The following is a 20913-nucleotide window of genomic DNA, read 5'->3' on the forward strand; positions in this document are numbered from 1 at the left end:
GCGGCGGCCCCTCCCCGCGAAATCACACATTAGCCATCGGGCTGCCGCGTTGACGTTGATGCCAATGGCATCGAACGGAGGCGCAGATGGCATGGAGACACAAGAACCGCTGGTTTCGCCGCTGGCTCATGGTGATCACCTTCTGGCTCGTGCCGGTGATGATCGTCGCGGTGCGCGAGGTTCAGGACGAGATGGCGTATAACCGCGCGGATCTGCAGCGCGCGCTGACCTCCTGGACCTTCACCGACGCCGAGCGCGACGCCGGCGCCCCGCTGCGCTGCCACGGCACGCCCGAAACCGCGCGTGCAGCCGGCTGCCCCGCCGCGGTGCTCGCGGCGAACGCACAGCGCCAGCAGGAAGCGCGCGACGAGTACGCCGTGCGGCGCACGACGCTTGCGGGCTACCTGTGGCACGCGTTCGTCGGCTACTGGGTCGTGCCCGCTGCGGTGCTGCTCGCGATCGGCGTGCTCATCGGCGGCGTGAAGCGCGCCTTGCGTCGGCCCACGGCCAAGCCCGTGCCGGAGCGCTAGCGCGTTTCGTGCATGCCCCAGCGCACAGCGCGTGTGCTGCGCAGCCTCAAAGAGCGGGTCGGGACGTTCGGGTATAACGACGGGACGCCGTGACATCGCGGCGCCCGGCAACTAGAACGGAGAACAAGATGAACGCATCTCGCATGCTTTTGAAGGCTTCTGTCGCAATCGCCGTCGGCGTCGCGACACTCTCGGGCTGCACCACCACCGGCAGCCAGGCCCCCAGCCCCGCGACCAATGCGTCGCGCGCCGACTCGATCAACTCCGACGTCGACGCCACCCTGTCGCGCCTCTATCAGACGGTGCCGGGCTCGCGCGAACTGGTCGGCAAAGCTCGCGGCATTCTGGTGTTCCCGCGCGTGATCCAGGCGGGCATCGGCGTCGGCGGCGAACACGGCGACGGCGCGCTGCGCGTGGGGGGCAGCACGGTTGGCTTTTACAGCACGTCGTCGGCGTCGGTTGGCGCAACGCTCGGCGTGCAGTCGAAGTCCGTCATCTATCTCTTCATGACGGAAGACGCGCTGGCGAAATTCCGCAATTCGAGCGGCTGGTCAGCAGGCGGCGACGCGTCGGTCGCGCTCGTGAAGGTCGGCGCGAACGGCTCGATCGACACCACCACGGCCACCCAGCCCGTGCAGGTCTTCGTGCTCACCAACAGCGGGCTGATCGGCGACCTCTCGCTCGGCGGCACGAAGATCACGAAACTCGAGCTCTAGGCGCCCGCGGACGTCCGTGCGCTCAGCTCGCGGACGTATCGATCACCTTGAAGCGCGAACGCTTGTTCGCGCGAATCACCGCCTCGTACGCCTGCACGTACTCCTGCGCCATGCGGTGCGAGGTGAAACGCTCTTCGAAGCGGCGCCGCACGCCGGCGCGCGGAACGCGCGCGATGCGGTTCACCGCCGCCACGGCGCCGATCTCGTCCTCGACGATAAAGCCCGTCACGCCCTCTTCCACCACCTCCGGTACGGCGCCGCGATTGAACGCGATCACGGGCGTGCCGCACGCCATCGCCTCGATCATCACGAGGCCAAACGGCTCCGGCCAGTCGATCGGGAACAGCAGCGCATGGGCGCCGGAGAGGAATTCGGCCTTCTGGCTGTCGTTGATCTCGCCCACGTACTCGACGTGCGGCAGCGCTAACAACGGCTTGATGTCGCGCTCGAAATACTCGCGGTCGGCTTCGTCGACCTTCGCGGCGATCCGGATGAGCAGCCCGCAGCGCCCGGCAATGCGTATCGCCGTGTCGACGCGTTTTTCCGGCGAAATACGGCCGAGAAATGCAAGATAGCGTTGCTCCACAGGCTGCGGCGTGTAGAGCGTCTCGGGCAGGCCGTGGTAAACCGTGCGCAGCCAGCGCGCTTGCGGCATCGGCTGGCGCTGTGCATTGGAGATCGAGATGACGGGCGCGGTGTTGAACGTATCGAAGACCGGCTGCTGCTCGGGCAGGTCGAGACGGCCGTGCAGCGTCGTCACGAACGGCGTTTCCTGGCGCTTGAACACCGAAAACGAGTAGTAGTCCATATGGAAATGCAACACGTCGAACTGGTCGGCCTGGCGGCGCACCATTTCCATGAGGAGCATGTGCGGTGCGATACGGTCGCGGATGCCGGGGTCGAGCCGCAGCGCTCGTGGCCACACGGGCTCGAGCTTCGCGCTCGTGAGCGAATCGCCGCTCGCGAACAGCGTGACGTCGTGCCCGAGTTCGACCAGCGCTTCAGTGATATACGACACGGCGCGCTCGGTGCCGCCATAGAGCTTCGGCGGGACCGATTCGGTCAGCGGGGCGATCTGCGCAATTCTCATCGTGTGTCTCCAGGAAACGGGGCCGCGTTGCCCGTTCTTGCGGTGCCGGTCATTCTAAGCCAGGTCCGGGCGGCCATCGGCGACGCAGCAGTTATCCCATTATTCGGCAAGCCGGGCTCGCGCGCCGCCAGTCTTTCAATTTCTATACGGTGTTACAAGCCGAAACAACCCCTGCGTTTGCCCTACCGGCCTATCTGGCGGGCCATTTCCAGGCCGGCACGTCGAGCGTGTCGGGGTCGGCGAACCCGGTTGCGCCGAGGCGCCGTTCGAGCACGACCGACTGGCTGCCGGCCTCGCGCTCCAGCGCCGCCACGAGCCGCGCCGCGTGCGAGACGACGATGACCTGCGAGTGCCGCGACGCCCGCGCGATGAGCCGCGCGAGCGACGGCAGCAGGTCCGGATGCAGGCTCGTCTCGGGCTCGTCGAGCACCAGCAGGCCCGGCGGCCGCGGGCTCAGCAGCGCCGCCGCGAGCAGCAGATAGCGCAAGGTGCCGTCCGAGAGCTCCGCGCCACGCAGCGACCGCAATAGCCCCTCCTGGCGCAGCGCTACCTCGAAGCGCCCTTCGTGATTCACGACTTCGACGCGCGCGCCCGGAAAGGCGTCGCCGATGGCGGTATCGAGCGCCTCGCCGTCGCCGATCTCGCGGATCGTCTGCAGCGCGGCGGCGAGGTTGGCGCCGTCGTCGGCGAGCACCGGCGAATGCGTGCCGATCTGCACCTGGCGCGCGCTCGCGTGCTCGTCGGTGCGGAAGTGGTCGTAGAAACGCCACGAGCGAATCTGCTCGCGCACGGCGATCATTTCGGGTGCGCTGCGCGGGTCGGCGTACTCGGTCATCATGCTGTCGAAGCTCGCCACGGGCTGCGCGAGCGTCGTCCATTCGCCCGCGGCGTCGCGGATGCGGATCATCGGCCCCTGGCGATCCACGAGCAACGCCGAGGGCCGCAGGATCGGCCCGCTCCAGATGCATTCGCGCTTGATCACCGGGTCGAGCGAAAACTGCGAAGTGGACGAAGGCAGCGGCAATCCCAGATCGATCGCGTAACCGAAGGCGTCGCCCGCGAAGCCCAGGCGCAGGCTCACCGCATCCTTGCGCACCGTGCCCTGCACCGCGTATTCCCCAGCGGTGACGGCGCGCGAGAAGCGCTCGGGGCCCGCCCACAGCGTGGATTGCAGGCCGCCCTCGCGCGCCAGCGACGGGATCACGCCGCCGCGGGCGGTGAGCGCGAGCAGACGCAACGCGCGATAGAGATTCGACTTGCCACTGCCGTTCGGACCGGTCACGACGTTGAGCGCACCGAGCGGCACGATGAGCTCGCGCAGCGAGCGGTAGTTGGCGATGGCGAGCGTAGTCAGCATGAAGGTGCGCGGGGTGGCGTGGCAGTCGCACTGCGGATGCGTGGATCAGCCACGCATCATACGCAATCGTGCCGGCGCGCGAACCGGCTGTGCCCCGTATCGTTCAGCGCGGCTGGGGCACCGCCGCGAGGTCGCGCAGAAAGGTGTCTCGCCACACGCCGAGGTCGTTGCGTCTGAGCGCCTCCATGTTGGTCTGGTAGCGCGCCTGGCGCTCTTCGAGCGGCATCGAGAGCGCGCGTTCCAGCGCTTCCGACATACCGGTCGCATCATGAGGATTCACGAGCAATGCGCCCGTGAGTTCGGCCGCCGCGCCTGCGAAGATCGACAGCACGAGCACGCCCGGATCGCCGGGATTCTGCGCGGCCACGTATTCCTTGGCGACGAGATTCATGCCGTCGTGCAGCGGCGTCACATAGCCGATCTGCGACTCGCGAAAGAGCGACATCAGCTTCCAGCGGTCGTACTGCTGGCTCAGATAGCGGATCGGCGTGTAATCGAGGCCAGAGTAGCGGCCGTTGATGCGCCCGGCTTCCCGCTCCAGTTCCTCGCGTATCACCTTGTAGCTCGCGACATCCGAGCGTGTGGGCGGCGCGATCTGCACGAGCGTGACCTTGCCGCGCCATTCGGGCGACGTTTCCAGCAACTGCTCGAACGCATGGAAACGCTCGACGAGCCCCTTCGAATAGTCGAGCCGGTCCACGCTCATGATGAGCTTGCGCCCTTCCAGACTCTGCTTGAGGTCGAGCAGGTGCTGGCGGCTTTCGTAGCGCGCGGCCTGCTCGGCGATCTCGTCCGGAAACACGCCGATGCGGTAGACCCCCGTGCGCAGCTTGCGGCCATACGCCTCGACCTCGCCGTGCTCCGGATTCTCTGCGCGCTCGCGAACCTTGCCGCGCGCCTCGCGCGCGATGTAGTCGTGGAATGCCTGCTGGTCGTTCTGCGTCTGGAAGCCCAGCAGGTCGTAACAGCACAGCGACCTGACGAGTTCGTCGTGCGGCGGAATGGTCTGCAGCACCTGCGGCGATGGAAACGGAATATGCAGGAAGAAGCCGATGCGGTTGCGCACGCCTTCCGAGCGCAGCGCCTCGGCGAACGGAATCAGGTGGTAGTCGTGCACCCAGATGTTGTCGTCCGGGTGGATCAGCTTCATGAGCTTGTGCGCGAGCCACGCGTTCACGCGGCGATAGCCCGCGTATTCGTCGCGCTCGTAGCGCGCGAGGTCGTTGCGGTAGTGGAACACCGGCCAGAGCGTGGCGTTCGAGAATCCGCGGTAGTACTGATCGTAGTCCTTGCGCGTGAGGCCGACGGTCGCAAAGGTGACGTGGCCTTCTTCGACGAGCGTCGGCCCCGCGTTCGCCACCGTCTCGCTCACCACGTCGCCGCTCCAGCCGAACCACACGCCGCCCGCGTCCTTCAGCGCGCCGAATACGCCGACCGCGAGGCCGCCTGCCGAGCCCTTGGTCTCCGTCGGCGTCGCCACGCGGTTCGAGACGACTATCAGTCTGCCCATCTTGCTGTTCCTCCTCCTTTCCCTCTCGACCGCTGACAGCGGTTATCCACCATTATCGCGGCGGCTTTCGGTCGCCGGCTCGCGGGCGTCGGTGGCTTGCGCTGCCTCGGCCCCCTTAGCCGCTTCGGATGCCGGCCGCGCCGGGCGGTGCGTCTCCAGCTCCTCGCCGTCTCCCGGCACGCGCGTGCCCGTCACGGGATCCGCCTCCGTATGGGCCGCCGTGCTCGCCGCCGCCTGCCGCGCGGGGCGGCGCACGAAGGACGGCAGTTCCCCGGTGCTGCTTTCGAGCTCCGCCGAAACTTCAGCGCGCGCACGCGGCAGGAACTGCGGATAGTGCTCGTTGACGAAATCGAGCAGCCCTTCGCGCACGCGGCAGCGCAAATCGAAGTTCAGGCCGGAGTCGCGCGAACTCACCAGCACGCGCACCTGCATCGCGCGCTCGTTGGCGTCGGTGACCTGTAAAACCTGCACACGGCGGTCCCATTCGGGCGCACCGTCGACGATGCGCGCGAGCGCCTCGCGCAGCGGCGCGAGCGGCATGCGGTAGTCGAGCCACAGAAACACCGTGCCGATGATCTGCGAGCTGCTGCGCGTCCAGTTCGCGAACGGATTCTCGATGAACCATTGCAGCGGCACGATGAGCCGCCGCTGGTCCCAGATCCGCACCGAAACATAGGTGCCGGTAATTTCCTCGATGCGCCCCCACTCGCCCTGGATCACGACCACGTCGTCGAGCCGGATCGGCTGCGAGAGCGCGATCTGCAAACCGGCAATCAGATTCCCTAGCACGGGGCGTGCCGCGATACCGGCGACGAGACCGGCAACCCCGGCCGAAGCCAGCAGGCTCGCGCCGATCTGCCTCACGTTCGGGAAGGTCATGAGCGCCGCGCCCACGCCCACGATGATGATCAGCACCATCACCGTACGCGCGAGCACGCGGGCCTGGGTGTGGATGCGGCGGGCCTGGAGGTTGTCGGCGATGTCGAGCGGATGGGCGGCGATGATGGCCTCGCCGATCGCCGCCGCGCAGCGCACCGAAAGCCAGGTGATCGCGGCGATCAGCGCGAACGCGCACAGCTCGCGCAGGCCGCTGATGTGCCGGAGCGTGTCGGGCGCCTGCCACCAGACGAATTCGATCGCGAGGATCGCGAGCACGGCGAGCGCCGGTTTGCGGATATAGCGCAGGAACACGCTGACCCGCGGATACGGGCGCGCGATGCGCAGCAAGACGCGGCCGCCGACCCAGTGCAGGGCGAACGCGAAAACGAGCGCGAGCGCGCTCACGAGCAACGTGCCGAGCCAGTCGTGCAGCGGCGCGTCGGTGAAATGGGAGAGATCGTCGAGTGTCGGCATCTGCGGCCAGTTCCTCCTGAGCATCCTGAGCAAAGGGCGACTCTTGGAAACGGCACGGGCGCAGGCCCGCGGACGGCCTCGGCGAGGGTGAACGCTGGCCCCGCTGCGGCCTCGATGATGAACGGCGCGGCGGCGGTCGGTGCCGCGCCGTGTTTGCAGCTATATCTAACTACGGACTACGGGTTACGACTCGAACCGGCCGGCTTCAACTGCCGCTGCCGGTCTTGCAGGGAAACGCCTTGCCCAGCCCGAGCGAAATGGCAGTACTGGCGTTGTAGCCGGCCACGTTCGGGTTGTCGGCGATGTACTTGCGCACCGCATCGGTGAGTTGCGCCGAGCGCGCATCGGGCGGCAGGCAGAAGTATTGACCCACGCGCGGCCCGGTAGTGCCGCCGATGGCGTCGATGGTGTTGAAGATGCCGTCCGCGGCACCTTCGATATAGGCAGCGCATGCACTGCGCGAAGCCACGTCGGTCTTCGTGCAAAGCCGGTTGAGGTCGCTTGCCGTGAATGCGAAAGCGGAGAGCGGCAACGCCATCGCGCCCGCACAGATCAGAACCCGCAGCATGGTTCTCCTTGAGTTGTCATGGGGAGCGGCGCATCGAGCGCCGCCGGGCGGCCGCGTTGGTGCAGTGCGGCCGTCTTAGCCCCATTATTTTGCACTGTTTTGCGGCGCTGCCGGGCTCGCCGTGGAGAGGCCAGCCTGCGTCATGCGCGCCGTGAGGTCCTTGATCGCATCCGGCGCCTTGTACTGGCGCGCGAAATCGAGCGCCGTCATGCCGATCTGGTTCTTCGCGCCAAGCGTCGCGCCGTGCTCGAGCAGCATCTGGAGCGTCGTGAGATGGTCGCCGCGTGCGGCCATCATGAGCGGCGTCGTGCCGTTGGGCGACAGCGCGTTGACGTCGGCCGAATAGCCGATCAGGAGCTTCGCGACGTCGTCGTTGCCGTTCGCGGCGGCGTAGTGCAGCGGCGTCCAGCCCTTCTTGTTGACCTCGGCACCCTTGGTAATGAGGAGCTTCACGAAGTCCACGTCGCCATTGAGCGCGGCGAGCATCAGCGCGTTTTCGCCTGCGCGGTCTTCAGCGGCGATATTCGTCTTCGGGTTGTCGAGCAGCACGGCACCGACCTTGTCGGACTTCTCGCGCGCGGCCAGCACGAGGAGCGGCATGCCCTGGTCGTCGGTGGCATTCGGGTCCATGCCTTGAGCGAGCGCCTTTTGCACGCCCTTGTCGTCGTCGAACTTGACGCTCTTGATGAGCGAGTCGATCGGAGCGGCATGCGCCGCGGCGCCGAACAGGATGGCGGCGACGCCGAGCACGAGCGCGGCGGCAGTACGGCGGACAGGGTTGGCGGCGTGCGGAAGCGGTTTCGAGTTCATGTCAAGCCTTAACGTTATCTGCTATCTCGTTGATATTTAAAATCATTGACAGCACGCGGTTCGCGATTCAGGCCTGCGGCTGGATCTTGAAGAGCCGGAAAAAGTTCTGCGTGGTGACAGCGCCAAGTTCGGCGTCCGGCAATCCGCGTTGCTGCGCAATGAATCTTCCGACATGGCTCACGTACGCAGGTTCATTGGGTTTGCCACGAAATGGCACCGGCGCGAGGTACGGCGAATCGGTTTCGATCAAAAGACGCTCGATCGGCACGCGGCGCGACACTTCCTGCACATCGGTCGCGCTCTTGAACGTCACGATGCCCGAAAGCGAGATGTAAAAATTCTGCGCGAGTGCGCGCTCGGCAATCGCCCACGGCTCCGTGAAGCAATGCATCACGCCGCCCGGTTCGCCCGCGCGCTCTTCTTCCATGATGCGCAGGGTGTCGTCCGAAGCGGCTCGCGTATGGACGATGAGCGGCTTGCCCGTGGCGTGCGCCGCGCGAATGTGCGTGCGAAAGCGCTCGCGCTGCCATTCCATGTCGGCGATCGTGCGCTCGCCCAGGCGATAGTAATCGAGCCCCGTTTCACCGATCGCCACCACTTTCGGGTGCGCAGCCAGTTCGACCAGCTCGGCCACGGTCGGCTCGCGCATGTGCTCGTGGTCGGGATGCACACCGACCGACGCGTAGACGTTCTCGTAACGGCTCGCGATGTCGAGCACCGAAGGCAGCGTCTCGAGGTCCACCGACACGCACAGCGCGTGCGTGACGGCGTTCGCGCGCATGTTCTCGAGCACCTGCGGGAGGCGGTCGCCGAGGCCCTCGAAGTTGATGTGGCAATGCGAATCGACAAACATGGATGGTCCTGCGATGGAAGATTCGGGTCTGATCGGGTACGTCAGCGCCCGTCAGGCGAACAGTTCACGATAGCCGAGAAAGAGTTCCTCGAACACGAGGCGCGCATTCAGCGGATGGTTTTCCACGGCGCGCTGGCGCGTGACCGTCTTCAGGTAGCGCGCCAGCGCCGCGGCGTCGAGCTTCGCGGCGCAGCGCGCGAGGCCGCCGGCGGCCTGCGGAAAGTAGCGCGGGCGCCCCGCTGTGCGTTCGGCGAGCAGGTCGTAGACCCAGCGCTGCAGCCAGCCGAGCACGAGCGGCACCGGCAGCTTCTGCAGCGTCTCGCCGCACGCAAAGGCGTCGCAGGCGGGGCCCGCCGCGAGCTGGGCCAGGGTCCAGTCGCGCAGCGTGCGGTTTTCGTCGTGCGCGAGCGCGAGCGCCGCGAGGGGCGCGCCGCCGGCTTCGGCGAGCAGCGCCGGCGCGTCGTCCACGCCCTGCTGCGCGAGCCAGGCCGCAGCGGCTGCGGGCGCGGGCGTGCCCATGGGCCACTGGCGGCAGCGGCTGATGATGGTCGGCAGCAGGCGGTCGATGCGCGCCGAGACCACGAGGAACACCACGCCCGCGGGCGGCTCTTCGAGCGTCTTCAGCAGCGCGTTCGCGGCGGCGACGTTGAGCGCCTCGGCCGGATACAGGACGACCACGCGCAGGCCGCCGCGATGCGAGCCCACGCTCGTGAAGTCGAGGAGCGCCCGCACCTGCTCGATGCGGATTTCCTTGCTCGGCGCGCGGCCCTTCTTGCCCTCTTCGCCGTCGGCCTTGTCGGCCTTTTCGGCTTTGGCCTCGTCGTCGCCGGCCTGGCCGATTTCGCCCGCCAATGCCTCGGGCACGACGATGCGGTAATCCGGATGATTGCCTTGGACGAACCAGTTGCAGGCCGCACAGGCGCCGCACGGCTCGCCATTGGCCTGCGGCGCTTCGCAGAGCAGCCCCTTCGCGAGATGCTGCGCGAACTGGAGCTTGCCGATGCCCGCCTGGCCATGCAGCAGGAGCGCATGCGGCCAGTGGCTGCGCAGTTGCTGCAGGCGTTGCCAGTCGTCGGTTTGCCAAGGATAGATCATCTTCGGAATCAATCGGTTAAGCGTTCTTCTGCAGAATTCACATGAGGATCGCGCAGCCCTATAAGAGCGCCAAATATCGCCTTGAAATCAAAGCGCTGCGATCACTTGCTCGAGTTTTTTGCGAATCGCGTCGATGCCCTGCGACGAATCGACGATCGCAAAACGATACGGCGCCTCTTCCGCGCGGCGCAGGTATTCGGTGCGCGTGCGCTTGAAGAAGGCATCGGACTCGCTTTCGAAGCGATCGGGTTCGCGCGCCGCGCCGCGCCGCTCGCTCGCCGTATCGGGCGGCAGATCGAACAGCACCGTCAGGTCCGGCTGGAAACCGCCCTGCACCCAGCGCTCCAGCGTTTCGAGCTTGTCGCGCGGCAGCCCGCGGCCGCCGCCCTGGTAGGCGAAGGTGGCGTCGCTGAAACGGTCGGACAGGACCCAGTCGCCACGCGCGAGCGCGGGCTCGATTACCTTGGCGAGGTGCTCGCGGCGCGCCGCGAACATCAGGAGCGCCTCGGTTTCGAGGTCCATCGGCTGATGCAGCACGAGTTCCCGGATCGACTCGCCCAGCGGCGTGCCGCCGGGTTCGCGCGTCATGACGACCGTACGGCCCGTCGGCGCGAGTTTCTGGGCGAGTTGATCGCAAAACCAGGCGAGATGCGTGGTCTTGCCCGCGCCGTCGATGCCCTCGAACGTGATGAATCGGCCCCGCGCCATTTAATTTCCCCGGATGTATTTGTCGACGGCCTTGTTGTGGTCGACAAGATTGTCAGAAAAGACGCTGCTGCCGTCGCCGCGCGCCACGAAGTACAGCGCAGCCGTCGATGCCGGATTGAGCGCCGCCTGGATCGCCGCGACGCCGGGCAGCGCAATGGGCGTTGGCGGCAACCCAAGGCGCAGGTAGGTATTGTAAAGAGTGTCCGACTGCAGATCGCGCTTGCGCAAATGCCCCGCGTAGTTGTCGCCCAGACCGTAGATCACGGCCGGATCGGTCTGCAGCGGCATGCCCACTTTCAGGCGGTTCGAAAACACGGCCGCCACGAGCGCGCGGTCGGCGGCGCGGCCCGTCTCCTTTTCGACGAGCGACGCGAGCGTCAGCGCCTCGTAGGGCGACTTGAGCGGCAAGCCGGGGGCGCGCGCGGTCCATGCTTCGTTCAGACGCGTCTGCATCAGGTGATACGCGCGTCGATAGACATCGAGATCGCTCGAGCCCTTGTCGAACAGATAGGTGTCGGGGAAAAACAACCCCTCGCCGCTGCCGTTCGGCGCCGGCGGCGCGCCGATCGCGGCGAGCAGCTCGGCGTCGCTCATGCCGGCCGTGTCGTGGCGCAGTGCGGGGTTCGCGTCGAGTTCGGCGCGCATATGCTTGAAGGTCCAGCCCTCGATGATGGTGGCGACGGACTCGTTCACGTCGCCGAGCGCCATTTTCTGCAGCACCTCATAGGGCGTGATGCCCGCCTTGAATTCGTAGTTGCCCGATTTGAGCTGGCTCTGCAAACCGAGCACGCGCGTCATGAGCACGAAAAGTTGCGTCTGCACGGGCACGCCGCCGCGCCGCAATTGCAGCGTGACACTGCGCACGGTGCTGTGCGGCTTGATGGTGACGTCGAGCTGTGGGGCGGCCAGTTCGAGCGGCGTGGTGGCCCAGCGCCACACGCCGCCTGCCGCGGCGGCGCCAATCACGACTAGCGCGGCGCCGGCAACAAGGCATTTCTTCAGAAGGGACATGGAAACACGACTCAGGGGGACCTCATATAATAACTGCTTGCCTTCGCTAAAGTCAGGATTGACTGTTCCCCGAATCCATGAACTCACCGCTCGATCCCGCTTCCACGCTTTCCGCTCCTGAATCCACGGCCGACTTCGACGCCGTTCTGAAAGGCGGCGCCTACGCGATCCTGCCGCAGTTCGGCGTGATCGACGCCAATGGCGACGACGCCGCGACCTTCCTGCACAGCCAGCTCACCAACGACGTCCAGCATCTCGACGTGGCCGGCGCGCGCCTCGCGGGCTACTGCTCGCCCAAGGGCCGTCTGCTCGCCTCGTTCCTCACCTGGAAGACCGGCGACACGATCCGTCTCCTGATCTCGAAGGACGTACAGGCGCCGGTGCAAAAACGCCTGTCGATGTTCGTGCTGCGGGCCAAGGCCAAGCTCACCGACGACAGCGACAAGCTGCTCGTAGTGGGGCTCGCTGGCGACGTGCGCGGCGCGCTCGCGAGCGTGTTCGACGCGCTGCCCGACGGCGTGCACGTGAAGGTGGACGACCCCGCAGGCACGCTGATCCGTGTGCCCGACGCGGCCGGCGTGCTGCGTTATCTGTGGGTCGGCCCGAAGCAAGCGGTGCAGGAGCGCCTCGCGAAGCTCGAGGGTTTGGTCGAGCGCGTGTCGCCGGCGGTGTGGGACTGGCTCGACATTCGCGCGGGCGAGCCGCGCATCACGCAGGCCGTGAGCGAGCAGTTCGTACCGCAGATGGTCAACTACGACGTGCTGGGCGGCGTGAACTTCCGCAAGGGCTGCTACCCCGGCCAGGAAATCGTCGCGCGCAGCCAGTATCGCGGCACGATCAAGCGCCGCACCGCGCTCGCCAATGTGGCCGCGAATCTGGACGCCGCGCATGCGGGGGCCGAGCTTTTCCATTCGGACGACCCGAGCCAGCCGTGCGGCATGGTCGTGAACGCCGCCGCCGCGCCCGAGGGCGGCGTCGATCTGCTCGCCGAGATCAAGCTTGCCGCACTCGAAACGGGCAGCGTGCATCTCGGCGCCGCGGACGGCCCCGCGCTGCGCGTGTTGCCGCTGCCGTACGCGTTGCCGGCCGAAATTTGACGCTGCGCACCGCGTCCATTGCACGTGAGGCGCCCGGCGCCTCGCGTTGCCTGGGCATGGCCCCAGACCCGACCCTGCAGGGGCCAGTTCCATGTGCCTGATCGTGTTCGACTGGCGTCCGCGCGCGCGCGCCGGCGCGCTTTTCACGCTCGCGGCCAACCGCGACGAGTTCCTGCGCCGCACCGCCGACCCGCTGCACTGGTGGAACGCCTCGGACGACGTCACGTCCCCGGGCAGTTCGGCAACGGGCGTGCTGGCGGGCCGCGATCTCGTCGGCGGCGGCACGTGGCTGGGCATGACGCGCCGCGGCCGCTTCGCCGCGCTCACGAACTATCGCGCGCCGAACGACATGCGCCCCGACGCGCCCACGCGCGGCACGCTCGTCTCGCGCTGGCTCACCGGCGCGCAAGGTCTGCCCGATACGCCGCTCGGCTATCTCGACGAGATCGCGCGCTCGGGCGATCTCTATAACGGCTTCAATCTGATCGTCGGCGACTGGACGCGGCGCGAGCTGGCGTGGTACTGCAATCGCGCGGACCGCGCGCCGGCCTTGCTGCCCGAAGGCACGCACGGCATTTCCAATGCCGTGCTCGACACGCCGTGGCCCAAGCTCGTACGCAAGCGCGCAGAACTCGCACAGCTCGCGACGGGCGACGCGCAAGTCCCACTCGCGCGGCTCGTAGACATGATGCGCGACCCGCAGGTCGCGCCCGACCGCGAGTTGCCCGCCACGGGCATTTCGCTCGAACGCGAACGTGCGCTTTCCGCGGCATTCATCGAAACGCCCGACTACGGCACACGCGGCACCACGGCGCTGCGCGTCACGCTGCGCGGCACCCTGCTGGATGTGGAAGCGCTAGAGCGCAGCGACGACGACGGCGCGCATCGCGTCGTCCGCCCGGGCGCCTTCGAGCGCCACGAAACCTATACCGTCGAAAGAGGCTGAGTGCGTTTCAGTCGCCCGTGCCGTACGCGACGCGCGGCGCGTGCGCGGCCTGCTGCTGTGCGCGCCGCGCCTCGTCGATGAACGCGCCCATTTTGATGAACTCGTGGATCGTGCCGTCGTAACGCACGAGCGTGACCTCCGCCGCTTTTATTGCGGCGCTTTCTTGACTTCAGGTTTGAGCGAGAGCGGATCGGTCGGGTTGCGCAATGTTTCGATATCCTCATGACGCAGCTTCACCGAAGGAAGAATCTGCGGATGCGTGAGGATATAAAAGCGCCCGTCCCGCACGGCGTCGAAGGTCGCCTTCGCGACGTCGTCGGGCGTGAGCTTGCCGGAGCGCACCGCGCGCTGCAACTGCAGATCGGCGGCTTGCTGCGAGCGCGTGGGTGGTTCTTCGTTGCGAAGATCGTCAGGGCGGGCGCGCTCGGCGTTCGCGATGCCGGTCGACACGAAGGCTGGACACAGCAACGAGCAACTCACCTTGTCGGTCACGTTCTTCAGGTCGTGATAAAGCGTCTCGGTGAGCGAGACCACGGCATGCTTCGACGCGTTGTACACGCCCATGGCGGGCGGCGAAAGCAACCCCGCCACCGACGCCGTGTTGACGATATGCGCGCGCTCGCCCTGCGCGAGCATGGCTGGCGTGAAGCTGCGCACGCCATTGGCCACGCCCATTACGTTCACACCGAACACCCAGTCCCAGTCCTTCGCGGTGCTTTCCCACACGAAGCCGCCGGTGCCGACGCCCGCGTTGTTGAAGAGCAGATGGACCTTGCCATACGCGTCGAGCGCGGCCTTAGCGAGTGCGTCGACCTGCGCGGCATCGCGCACGTCGGTGCGCACGTCGATGGCCTGCGCGCCGCCTTCGCGCAAGGCATTGACGGTTTCGTCGAGCAGCGTCTGATCGACATCGGCGAGCACGAGCTTCATGCCGAGCGCTGCGGCCTGTTGCGCGAACGCGCGGCCAAAGCCGCTTGCCGCGCCCGTGATGACAGCCACGCGGCCGTCGAACTCAAACGGTTCGGACATTGCGAATCCTGCGGTGAAGGTTGCGGTGAACACTGCGCACGGAACAGCGCAGCGCCCTTCCAGGGCGCTTGCGCTCACACTCAGATAGTTAGATCAACTTGACGAGCTGCTTGCCGAAGTTGTGGCCTTTGAGCATGCCGAGGAACGCGCCGGGCGCGTTCTCGAGCCCCTCGGCCACGGTCTCACGATACGCGAGCTGCTGCTTCGCGACCAGCGTACCCAGTTCAGCGAGCGCCTGCGGCCACACTTCCATGTGCTCGCTCACGATGAAGCCCTGCGCAAGCAGGCGCTGCGTGAGCAGCAGTTGCGGATACTTGAGCGGCATCGGCTCGCCGTCGTAGCCGGCGATCATCCCGCACAGCGCGATGCGGCCGAACGCGTTCATGCGCGCGAGCGTAGCGTCGAGCACCGCGCCGCCGACGTTCTCGAAGTAGCCGTCCACGCCGTCCGGCGTCGCGGCCTTGAGATCCTGATAGAGATTGCCGGCCTTGTAGTCGACGCATGCGTCGAAGCCGAGCGTCTCCACGACATAGCGGCATTTGTCCGCGCCGCCCGCGATACCCACTGCGCGGCAGCCCGCGCGCTTCGCAAGCTGGCCGACCACGCTGCCCACCGCGCCGCTCGCCGCGCTCACGACGACGGTTTGCCCCGCCTTCGGCTCGATGATGCGATTCAGGCCGTACCACGCGGTGACGCCCGGCATGCCGACCGGCCCGAGGTACGCGGAAAGCGGCACATGCGTCGTATCGACGACATGCAGGTCACTGCCGTTCGAGGTGCCGAACTCCTGCCAGCCGAACATGCCCACGACCTTGTCGCCGACCTTGAACTTCGGGTTGCGCGATTCGACCACCTCGCCCACCGTGCCGCCGATCATCACCGAGTCGAGCGGCTGCGGCGCTGCGTACGACTTACTGTCGTTCATGCGCCCGCGCATGTACGGATCGAGCGAGAGATAGTGGTTGCGCACGCGCAGCTGGCCCACTTCGAGCGGTGCGAGCGGCGTTTTGACGAGGCGGAAGTTATCGACGCTCGCGGCGCCTTCCGGGCGCGAAGCGAGCAGGATCTGGCGATTGGTCTGGGTCATGGCATCCGTGTTGCTTCGTTGGGCGCGGCGAGGCGTTGCACGCCTGCCGCGCGAGAGAACAGCACCCGGGTGCGCACGAGCAAAGCCCTCGCACGCGCCCGATTGCGCGTTTAACCGTCGCTCGGCCCCGGCCGCGCGCTGGGGTCGCTGCGCAGACGCTGACGCGTCACGTCACGGCCCACCGCAAGCCGGCGCATGTACTTGAAGGTGCCGAGCGCCTTGGCGACGAAATGGCCTTCGCTGTCGCGAATCTCGCCTTCGCAATAGGCCATGGTAGTGGAACGGTGCAGCACGCGGCCGGTGGCGCGCAATTCGCCGCGCCCCGGCTGCATGAAGTTCACTTTCATTTCGACGGTGACGACGCCCACGCCGTCGGCGGCGACGCTGCGCGCGGCCATGGCGAGCGCGATGTCGGCGAGCGTCATCGTGACGCCGCCGTGCGCGACGTCCCATGTATTCAGATGCCGCTCGGCGAGCGGCAGCACGACTTCGCTCGCGCCGTCACGCGCGCTCACGAGTTGCGCGCCGAGGTGCTCGACGAAGGGACTCTCGATGATCGTGAGCGATGGTTGCGGTTCTTGAGCGTCTTCGCTTTTTGGCGCGCCGCCGCCCTGCGATTGATCTGCGGTACCGGTCATGATGCGCGTTAGACCACGTAATCCACGCACTGACGCGACTCGACCACGAGCTTCGCGAACTGCTTCACGACGAGATGCTCGGGGTGGTCCTGATAGCCGTCGAGCGCGGCCTGGTCGGCGAAGTCGGAGACGAGCACGAGGTCGAATGTGGAAGCGAGGCCCGGCCCGGCCACACCGACTTCGAGGTGCAGCGTGCCCGGCACGAGATCGCGGCAGCCTTCGAGCAGCGCCTTGAACTTCACGACGTTCTCGGCGCGCGTCGCGCCTTCGGCCGACTCCTTGAGCTTCCACATCACGATATGACGAATCACGAACTCACCTCTTTCAGTCTGCATGGGAACAGGCGCCGCACCGTGCGCGCGCCGATAGCCGTCATGATACCCGCAGCGGCACGGGTGCGAGAGCGGCTCGGCACGCGCAAAGCCGCGGGAAAGCGGTGGTGTGGCCGAGGCGGCGGCAGACTCTCGCGAGTCCGCCGCACCGTGCATCACACGACCTCGAAGAGGCCGGCAGCGCCCTGCCCGCCGCCGATGCACATCGTCACCACGACGAACTTCGCGCCGCGGCGCTTGCCTTCGATGAGCGCGTGGCCCGTGAGGCGCGCGCCCGACACGCCGTACGGGTGACCGACGGCGATCGCGCCGCCGTTCACGTTCAGGCGGTCGGCGGGAATGCCGAGCTTGTCGCGGCAGTACAGCACCTGCACCGCGAACGCTTCGTTCAGCTCCCACAGGCCGATGTCCTCGACCTTCAGTCCCGTCTGCTTGAGCAGCTTGGGCACGGCGAACACGGGACCGATGCCCATCTCGTCCGGCTCGCAGCCCGCCACGGCGAAGCCGCGGAAAATGCCGAGCGGCTGCAGGCCTTCGCGTTCCGCGACTTTCGCGTTCATCACGACGCAGGCGCTCGCACCGTCCGAGAACTGGCTCGCGTTGCCGGCCGTGATGACGCCGCCCGGCATCGCCGTGCGGATCTTCGCAACGCCCTCTAGCGTGGTATCGGCGCGAATGCCTTCGTCGGCGGCGATCGTCACTTCCTTCGTGACGAGCTGCCCCGTGGCCTTGTCGGCGACACCGGCGAGGACCGTCATCGGCACGATTTCGTCGTTGAAGAGACCGGCTGCCTGCGCGGCCGCCGCGCGCAGCTGCGACTGCACGCCGTACTCGTCCTGGCGATCCTTCGAGATTTCATAGCGCTTCGCGACGTTCTCGGCCGTTTGCAGCATGCTCCAGTAGATTTCGGGCTTGTGCTGGTTGAGCCAGCCTTCGGCCACCATGTGGCGGTTCATCTCGTTCTGCACGCACGAGATCGATTCCACACCGCCCGCGACGAACACGTCGCCCTCGCCCGCGATCACGCGTTGCGCGGCAAGCGCGATCGTCTGGAGTCCGGATGAACAGAAGCGGTTCACCGTCATGCCCGGCACGCTCACGGGCAGGCCCGCGCGCAGCGCGATCTGGCGCGCGATATTCGCGCCCGTGGCGCCCTCGGGGTTCGCGCAGCCCATGATCACGTCTTCCACGCGCGCGGGGTCGATCTTCGCGCGCTCGACGGCGGCTTGCGTCACGTGCCCGCCGAGCGTGGCGCCGTGCGTCATGTTGAAGGCGCCCTTCCAGGATTTGGCGAGGCCCGTGCGGGCGGTCGATACGATTACGGCGTCAGTCATGCGATGTCTCCCACTACGAATATTGAATCCAGAGGATGTCTTTGATTGGACGTTCAGGCGGACAGTGCCAGCACCTCGGCCGACTGCGCGCGCTTCACACCGGCCGCGAGCAACTGCTGCCACGCGGCGGCAAGCGAGCCGTTCAGGTCGATGGCGCGCGAGGCGTCTTCGATCAGCACGGTTTCGAAGCCGGCAGCGCGCGCGTCGAGCGCGGACCACGCCACGCAGTAGTCGGTCGCGAGGCCGCAGCAGTACACGCGCTTCACGCCTACGTCGCGCAGATAACCCGCGAGGCCCGTCGGCGTCTTGCGGTCGGCTTCGAGAAACGCGGAGTAGCTGTCCACGTCGGCGTGATGGCCCTTGCGGATCACCGCGCGCGCGTGCGGCACGTCCAGGTCGCGATGCAGCGCCGCGCCTTCGGTGCCCTGCACGCAATGCACGGGCCACAGCACTTGCTCGCCGTAGGGCAGCGCCGTCGTCTCGAACGGCGCGCGCCCCGCGTGGTTGGCCGCAAATGAAACGTGCTGCGCCGGGTGCCAGTCCTGCGTGAGCACCACGTGGCTGAAGCCCTGCGCGAGCCGGTTCGCGACCGGCACGACTTCATCGCCACGCGCGACAGCAAGCGCGCCGCCGGGCATGAAGTCGTATTGCAGGTCGATCAGCAGGAGCACGTCGTCTGCGCTTCTCATGATGTTCGTCCGCCTGTTCGTCCGCTTTTGCGTCCGCTTTTGCGTCCGCTTTTGCGTCCGTAAGTGATGCTTAGTTGAACGTACCGCCACTGGCAGCCAGTTCGACGATCGAAGGCGCGACTTCCCACGCCTCGCCATTGCGCTGCTGCGCATAGCGGCGAATCGCGCGCTCGACGTTGTAGAGGCCGACCGTGTCGGCGTACAGCATCGGGCCGCCGCGCCACAGCGGGAAGCCGTAGCCCGTGAGATAGACCATGTCGATGTCCGACGCCTTCGAAGCGATGCCCTCTTCGAGAATCTTCGCGCCTTCGTTGACGAGCGAGAACACGAGACGCTCGACGATTTCCTCGTCGCTGATCTTGCGGCGCTCAACACCGGCTTCCTTCGAGTACGCCACGATCATCTCGTCGACGAGTTTCGAAGGCAGCGCGTTGCGCTCGCCCGCCTTGTAGTCGTACCAGCCCGCGCCGGTCTTCTGCCCGAAGCGGCCGGTCTCGCACAGACGATCGGCGATCTTCGAGTACTTCATGTCCGGGTGTTCCTGATAGCGGCGCTTGCGAATGGCCCAGCCGATATCGTTGCCGGCCAGATCGCTCATGCGGAACGGGCCCATCGCGAAGCCGAACTTTTCGACTGCCCGGTCCACTTGCGCGGGCAGTGCGCCTTCTTCGAGCATGTAGAGCGCCTGACGCACGTACTGCTCGATCATGCGATTGCCGATGAAGCCGTCGCACACGCCCGACACCACGGCCGTCTTGCGGATCTTCTTCGCGACCTGCATGACGGTGGCGAGCACGTCTTTGGCGGTTTCCTTGCCGCGCACGACTTCGAGCAGCTTCATCACGTTGGCAGGACTAAAGAAGTGCAGACCCACCACGTCCTGCGGACGCTTCGTGAACGCCGCGATCTTGTCGACGTCGAGCGTCGAAGTGTTCGAGGCGAGGATCGCGCCAGCCTTGGCGACTTCGTCGAGGCGCTTGAACACCTGCTCCTTCACGCCGAGTTCTTCGAACACTGCCTCGATGATGAGATCGGCTTGCTTGAGGTCGTCGTAGGAGAGCGTCGGGCTGATGAGCGCCATGCGCGCCTCCAGCTTCTCCTGCGTGAGCTTGCCCTTCTTGACCTGCGCTTCGTAGTTCTTGCGGATCGTGGCGAGGCCGCGATCGAGCGCTTCCTGCTTCGTTTCCAGCAGCGTGACCGGCACGCCCGCGTTGAGGAAGTTCATCGTGATGCCGCCGCCCATCGTGCCCGCGCCGATCACGGCCACCTTCTCGATATCGCGCGTGGGCGTGCTCGACGGCACATCGGGAATCTTGCTCGCGGCACGCTCGCCGAAGAACGCGTGGCGCAGCGCGCGGCTTTCCGGCGTCTGCACGAGTTCGAGGAAGCATTCGCGCTCAAAGGCGAGGCCCTTTTCGAAGCCCTGCTTCACGCCCGCCGCAATGGCGTCGACGCACTTCACCGGCGCGGGATAGTTCTTCGCCATCGCGCCCACGGTGTTGCGCGAGAACTGCAGGAAGCCCTCGGCGTTCGCGTGTTCGATCTTGCGATTGCGCACGAGCGGATGCGGGCCCGGCTTGTCGGCCGCCTTGCGCGCGAATGCGATTGCCTCTTCGAGCAGATCGCCTTGCGCCATGGCGTCGAAGAGCCCCGAATTCGCGAGCTTTTCGCTCATTACAGGCGCGCCCGTGACGATCATGTTGAGCGCGGCTTCCAGGCCGATCGCACGCGGCAGACGCTGCGTGCCGCCCGCGCCCGGCAGAATGCCGAGCTTCACCTCGGGCAGCGCGATCTGCGCGCCGGGAGCAGCGATACGGTAGTGCGCGCCGAGCGCGAGTTCGAGACCGCCGCCCATGGCCACGCTATGGATCGCGGCCACGACCGGCTTCGCGCTCTTTTCGACTTCCTTGATGACCGTGTGGAGCGTGGGCTCCTGCATCGCCTTGGGCGTGTTGAATTCGGTGATGTCCGCGCCGCCCGAGAACGCCTTGCCGGCGCCCGTGATCACGATGGCCGCAACGGCCGGATCGCTAGCGGCGCGCGCGAGGCCCTCGACAATGCCTGCGCGGGTCGAATGCCCGAGGCCGTTGACGGGCGGATTATTGAGCGTGATGACGGCGACGCCGTCGCGAGTCGTGTAGTCCACTGCCATTTGCCTGC

Annotated in this window: 21 protein-coding genes; 4 read left to right on the plus strand and 17 right to left on the minus strand. The window is 66.8% G+C overall.

Translation table 11 applies throughout. The features are described from left to right. Positions 1-86: 86 nt before the first annotated feature. The gene (locus tag AB3X98_RS14575) at positions 87-530 is read left to right on the plus strand and encodes a hypothetical protein (protein ID WP_069268065.1); all 444 of its coding nucleotides are present in this window, start codon (positions 87-89) and stop codon (positions 528-530) included. A 128-nt stretch (positions 531-658) separates the two neighbouring features. After that, positions 659-1246, plus strand: a complete 588-nt coding sequence (locus AB3X98_RS14580; protein WP_069268066.1) for a YSC84-related protein — start codon at positions 659-661, stop codon at positions 1244-1246. 22 nt (positions 1247-1268) lie between these two features. On the opposite strand, the gene AB3X98_RS14585 is transcribed toward AB3X98_RS14580, so the two are convergent. The 10 genes from AB3X98_RS14585 to mltG form a co-directional block, all read right to left on the minus strand. Further along, positions 1269-2336 (minus strand): glycosyltransferase family 4 protein, encoded by a 1068-nt coding sequence (locus AB3X98_RS14585; protein WP_069268067.1) that lies wholly within the window; start codon positions 2334-2336, stop codon positions 1269-1271. A gap of 190 nt (positions 2337-2526) precedes the next feature. Beyond that, a complete protein-coding gene (locus AB3X98_RS14590) occupies positions 2527-3693 on the minus strand; it encodes an AAA family ATPase (protein WP_368606471.1) in 1167 nt (388 codons plus the stop codon). Positions 3694-3796: 103 nt separating this feature from the next. Further along, a complete protein-coding gene (otsA, locus tag AB3X98_RS14595; RefSeq protein ID WP_368606472.1) occupies positions 3797-5203 on the minus strand; it encodes an alpha,alpha-trehalose-phosphate synthase (UDP-forming) in 1407 nt (468 codons plus the stop codon). Positions 5204-5245: 42 nt separating this feature from the next. Further along, a complete protein-coding gene (locus AB3X98_RS14600; protein WP_368606473.1) occupies positions 5246-6556 on the minus strand; it encodes a mechanosensitive ion channel family protein in 1311 nt (436 codons plus the stop codon). Positions 6557-6761: 205 nt separating this feature from the next. Further along, on the minus strand, positions 6762-7124 hold the full coding sequence (locus AB3X98_RS14605) for a Rap1a/Tai family immunity protein (protein ID WP_069268070.1): 363 nt from the start codon (positions 7122-7124) through the stop codon (positions 6762-6764). An 84-nt stretch (positions 7125-7208) separates the two neighbouring features. Then, entirely contained in the window at positions 7209-7934 is a 726-nt protein-coding gene (locus tag AB3X98_RS14610) for an ankyrin repeat domain-containing protein (RefSeq protein WP_368606474.1), read from the minus strand. A 67-nt stretch (positions 7935-8001) separates the two neighbouring features. Beyond that, positions 8002-8787 (minus strand): TatD family hydrolase, encoded by a 786-nt coding sequence (locus AB3X98_RS14615; RefSeq protein ID WP_342945738.1) that lies wholly within the window; start codon positions 8785-8787, stop codon positions 8002-8004. A gap of 51 nt (positions 8788-8838) precedes the next feature. Next, positions 8839-9882, minus strand: a complete 1044-nt coding sequence (locus AB3X98_RS14620) for a DNA polymerase III subunit delta' (RefSeq protein WP_368606475.1) — start codon at positions 9880-9882, stop codon at positions 8839-8841. A gap of 87 nt (positions 9883-9969) precedes the next feature. Further along, positions 9970-10590, minus strand: coding sequence for a dTMP kinase (gene tmk, locus AB3X98_RS14625; RefSeq protein WP_069268074.1), 621 nt, complete (start codon positions 10588-10590; stop codon positions 9970-9972). Further along, positions 10591-11601, minus strand: a complete 1011-nt coding sequence (mltG, locus tag AB3X98_RS14630; RefSeq protein ID WP_069268075.1) for an endolytic transglycosylase MltG — start codon at positions 11599-11601, stop codon at positions 10591-10593. A gap of 77 nt (positions 11602-11678) precedes the next feature. Between mltG and AB3X98_RS14635 the strand changes: the two genes are divergently transcribed. Then, entirely contained in the window at positions 11679-12698 is a 1020-nt protein-coding gene (locus tag AB3X98_RS14635; RefSeq protein WP_342945734.1) for a folate-binding protein, read from the plus strand. A gap of 91 nt (positions 12699-12789) precedes the next feature. Further along, on the plus strand, positions 12790-13644 hold the full coding sequence (locus AB3X98_RS14640) for an NRDE family protein (RefSeq protein WP_069268077.1): 855 nt from the start codon (positions 12790-12792) through the stop codon (positions 13642-13644). A 147-nt stretch (positions 13645-13791) separates the two neighbouring features. On the opposite strand, the gene AB3X98_RS14645 is transcribed toward AB3X98_RS14640, so the two are convergent. From AB3X98_RS14645 to AB3X98_RS14675, 7 genes are all read right to left on the minus strand, one after another. Further along, the gene (locus AB3X98_RS14645; RefSeq protein WP_368606476.1) at positions 13792-14673 is read right to left on the minus strand and encodes an SDR family oxidoreductase; all 882 of its coding nucleotides are present in this window, start codon (positions 14671-14673) and stop codon (positions 13792-13794) included. An 88-nt stretch (positions 14674-14761) separates the two neighbouring features. After that, positions 14762-15760, minus strand: coding sequence for an NADP-dependent oxidoreductase (locus tag AB3X98_RS14650; protein WP_368606477.1), 999 nt, complete (start codon positions 15758-15760; stop codon positions 14762-14764). Positions 15761-15870: 110 nt separating this feature from the next. Beyond that, the gene (locus AB3X98_RS14655; protein WP_028207000.1) at positions 15871-16317 is read right to left on the minus strand and encodes a PaaI family thioesterase; all 447 of its coding nucleotides are present in this window, start codon (positions 16315-16317) and stop codon (positions 15871-15873) included. Between the two features lie 89 nt (positions 16318-16406). Continuing rightward, positions 16407-16709 (minus strand): Dabb family protein, encoded by a 303-nt coding sequence (locus AB3X98_RS14660; RefSeq protein ID WP_254338482.1) that lies wholly within the window; start codon positions 16707-16709, stop codon positions 16407-16409. A 176-nt stretch (positions 16710-16885) separates the two neighbouring features. Further along, positions 16886-18064: an acetyl-CoA C-acyltransferase gene (locus AB3X98_RS14665; RefSeq protein ID WP_342945731.1), complete on the minus strand. Its 1179-nt coding sequence runs from the start codon at positions 18062-18064 to the stop codon at positions 16886-16888. Positions 18065-18117: 53 nt separating this feature from the next. Then, on the minus strand, positions 18118-18753 hold the full coding sequence (gene pncA, locus AB3X98_RS14670; RefSeq protein WP_069268081.1) for a bifunctional nicotinamidase/pyrazinamidase: 636 nt from the start codon (positions 18751-18753) through the stop codon (positions 18118-18120). A 70-nt stretch (positions 18754-18823) separates the two neighbouring features. Next, positions 18824-20905, minus strand: coding sequence for a 3-hydroxyacyl-CoA dehydrogenase NAD-binding domain-containing protein (locus AB3X98_RS14675; RefSeq protein ID WP_342945730.1), 2082 nt, complete (start codon positions 20903-20905; stop codon positions 18824-18826). Between the last annotated feature and the right edge of the window lie 8 nt (positions 20906-20913).

The organism is Paraburkholderia sp. BR14312, assembly GCF_040948675.1.
Taxonomy (GTDB): domain Bacteria; phylum Pseudomonadota; class Gammaproteobacteria; order Burkholderiales; family Burkholderiaceae; genus Paraburkholderia; species Paraburkholderia nodosa_A.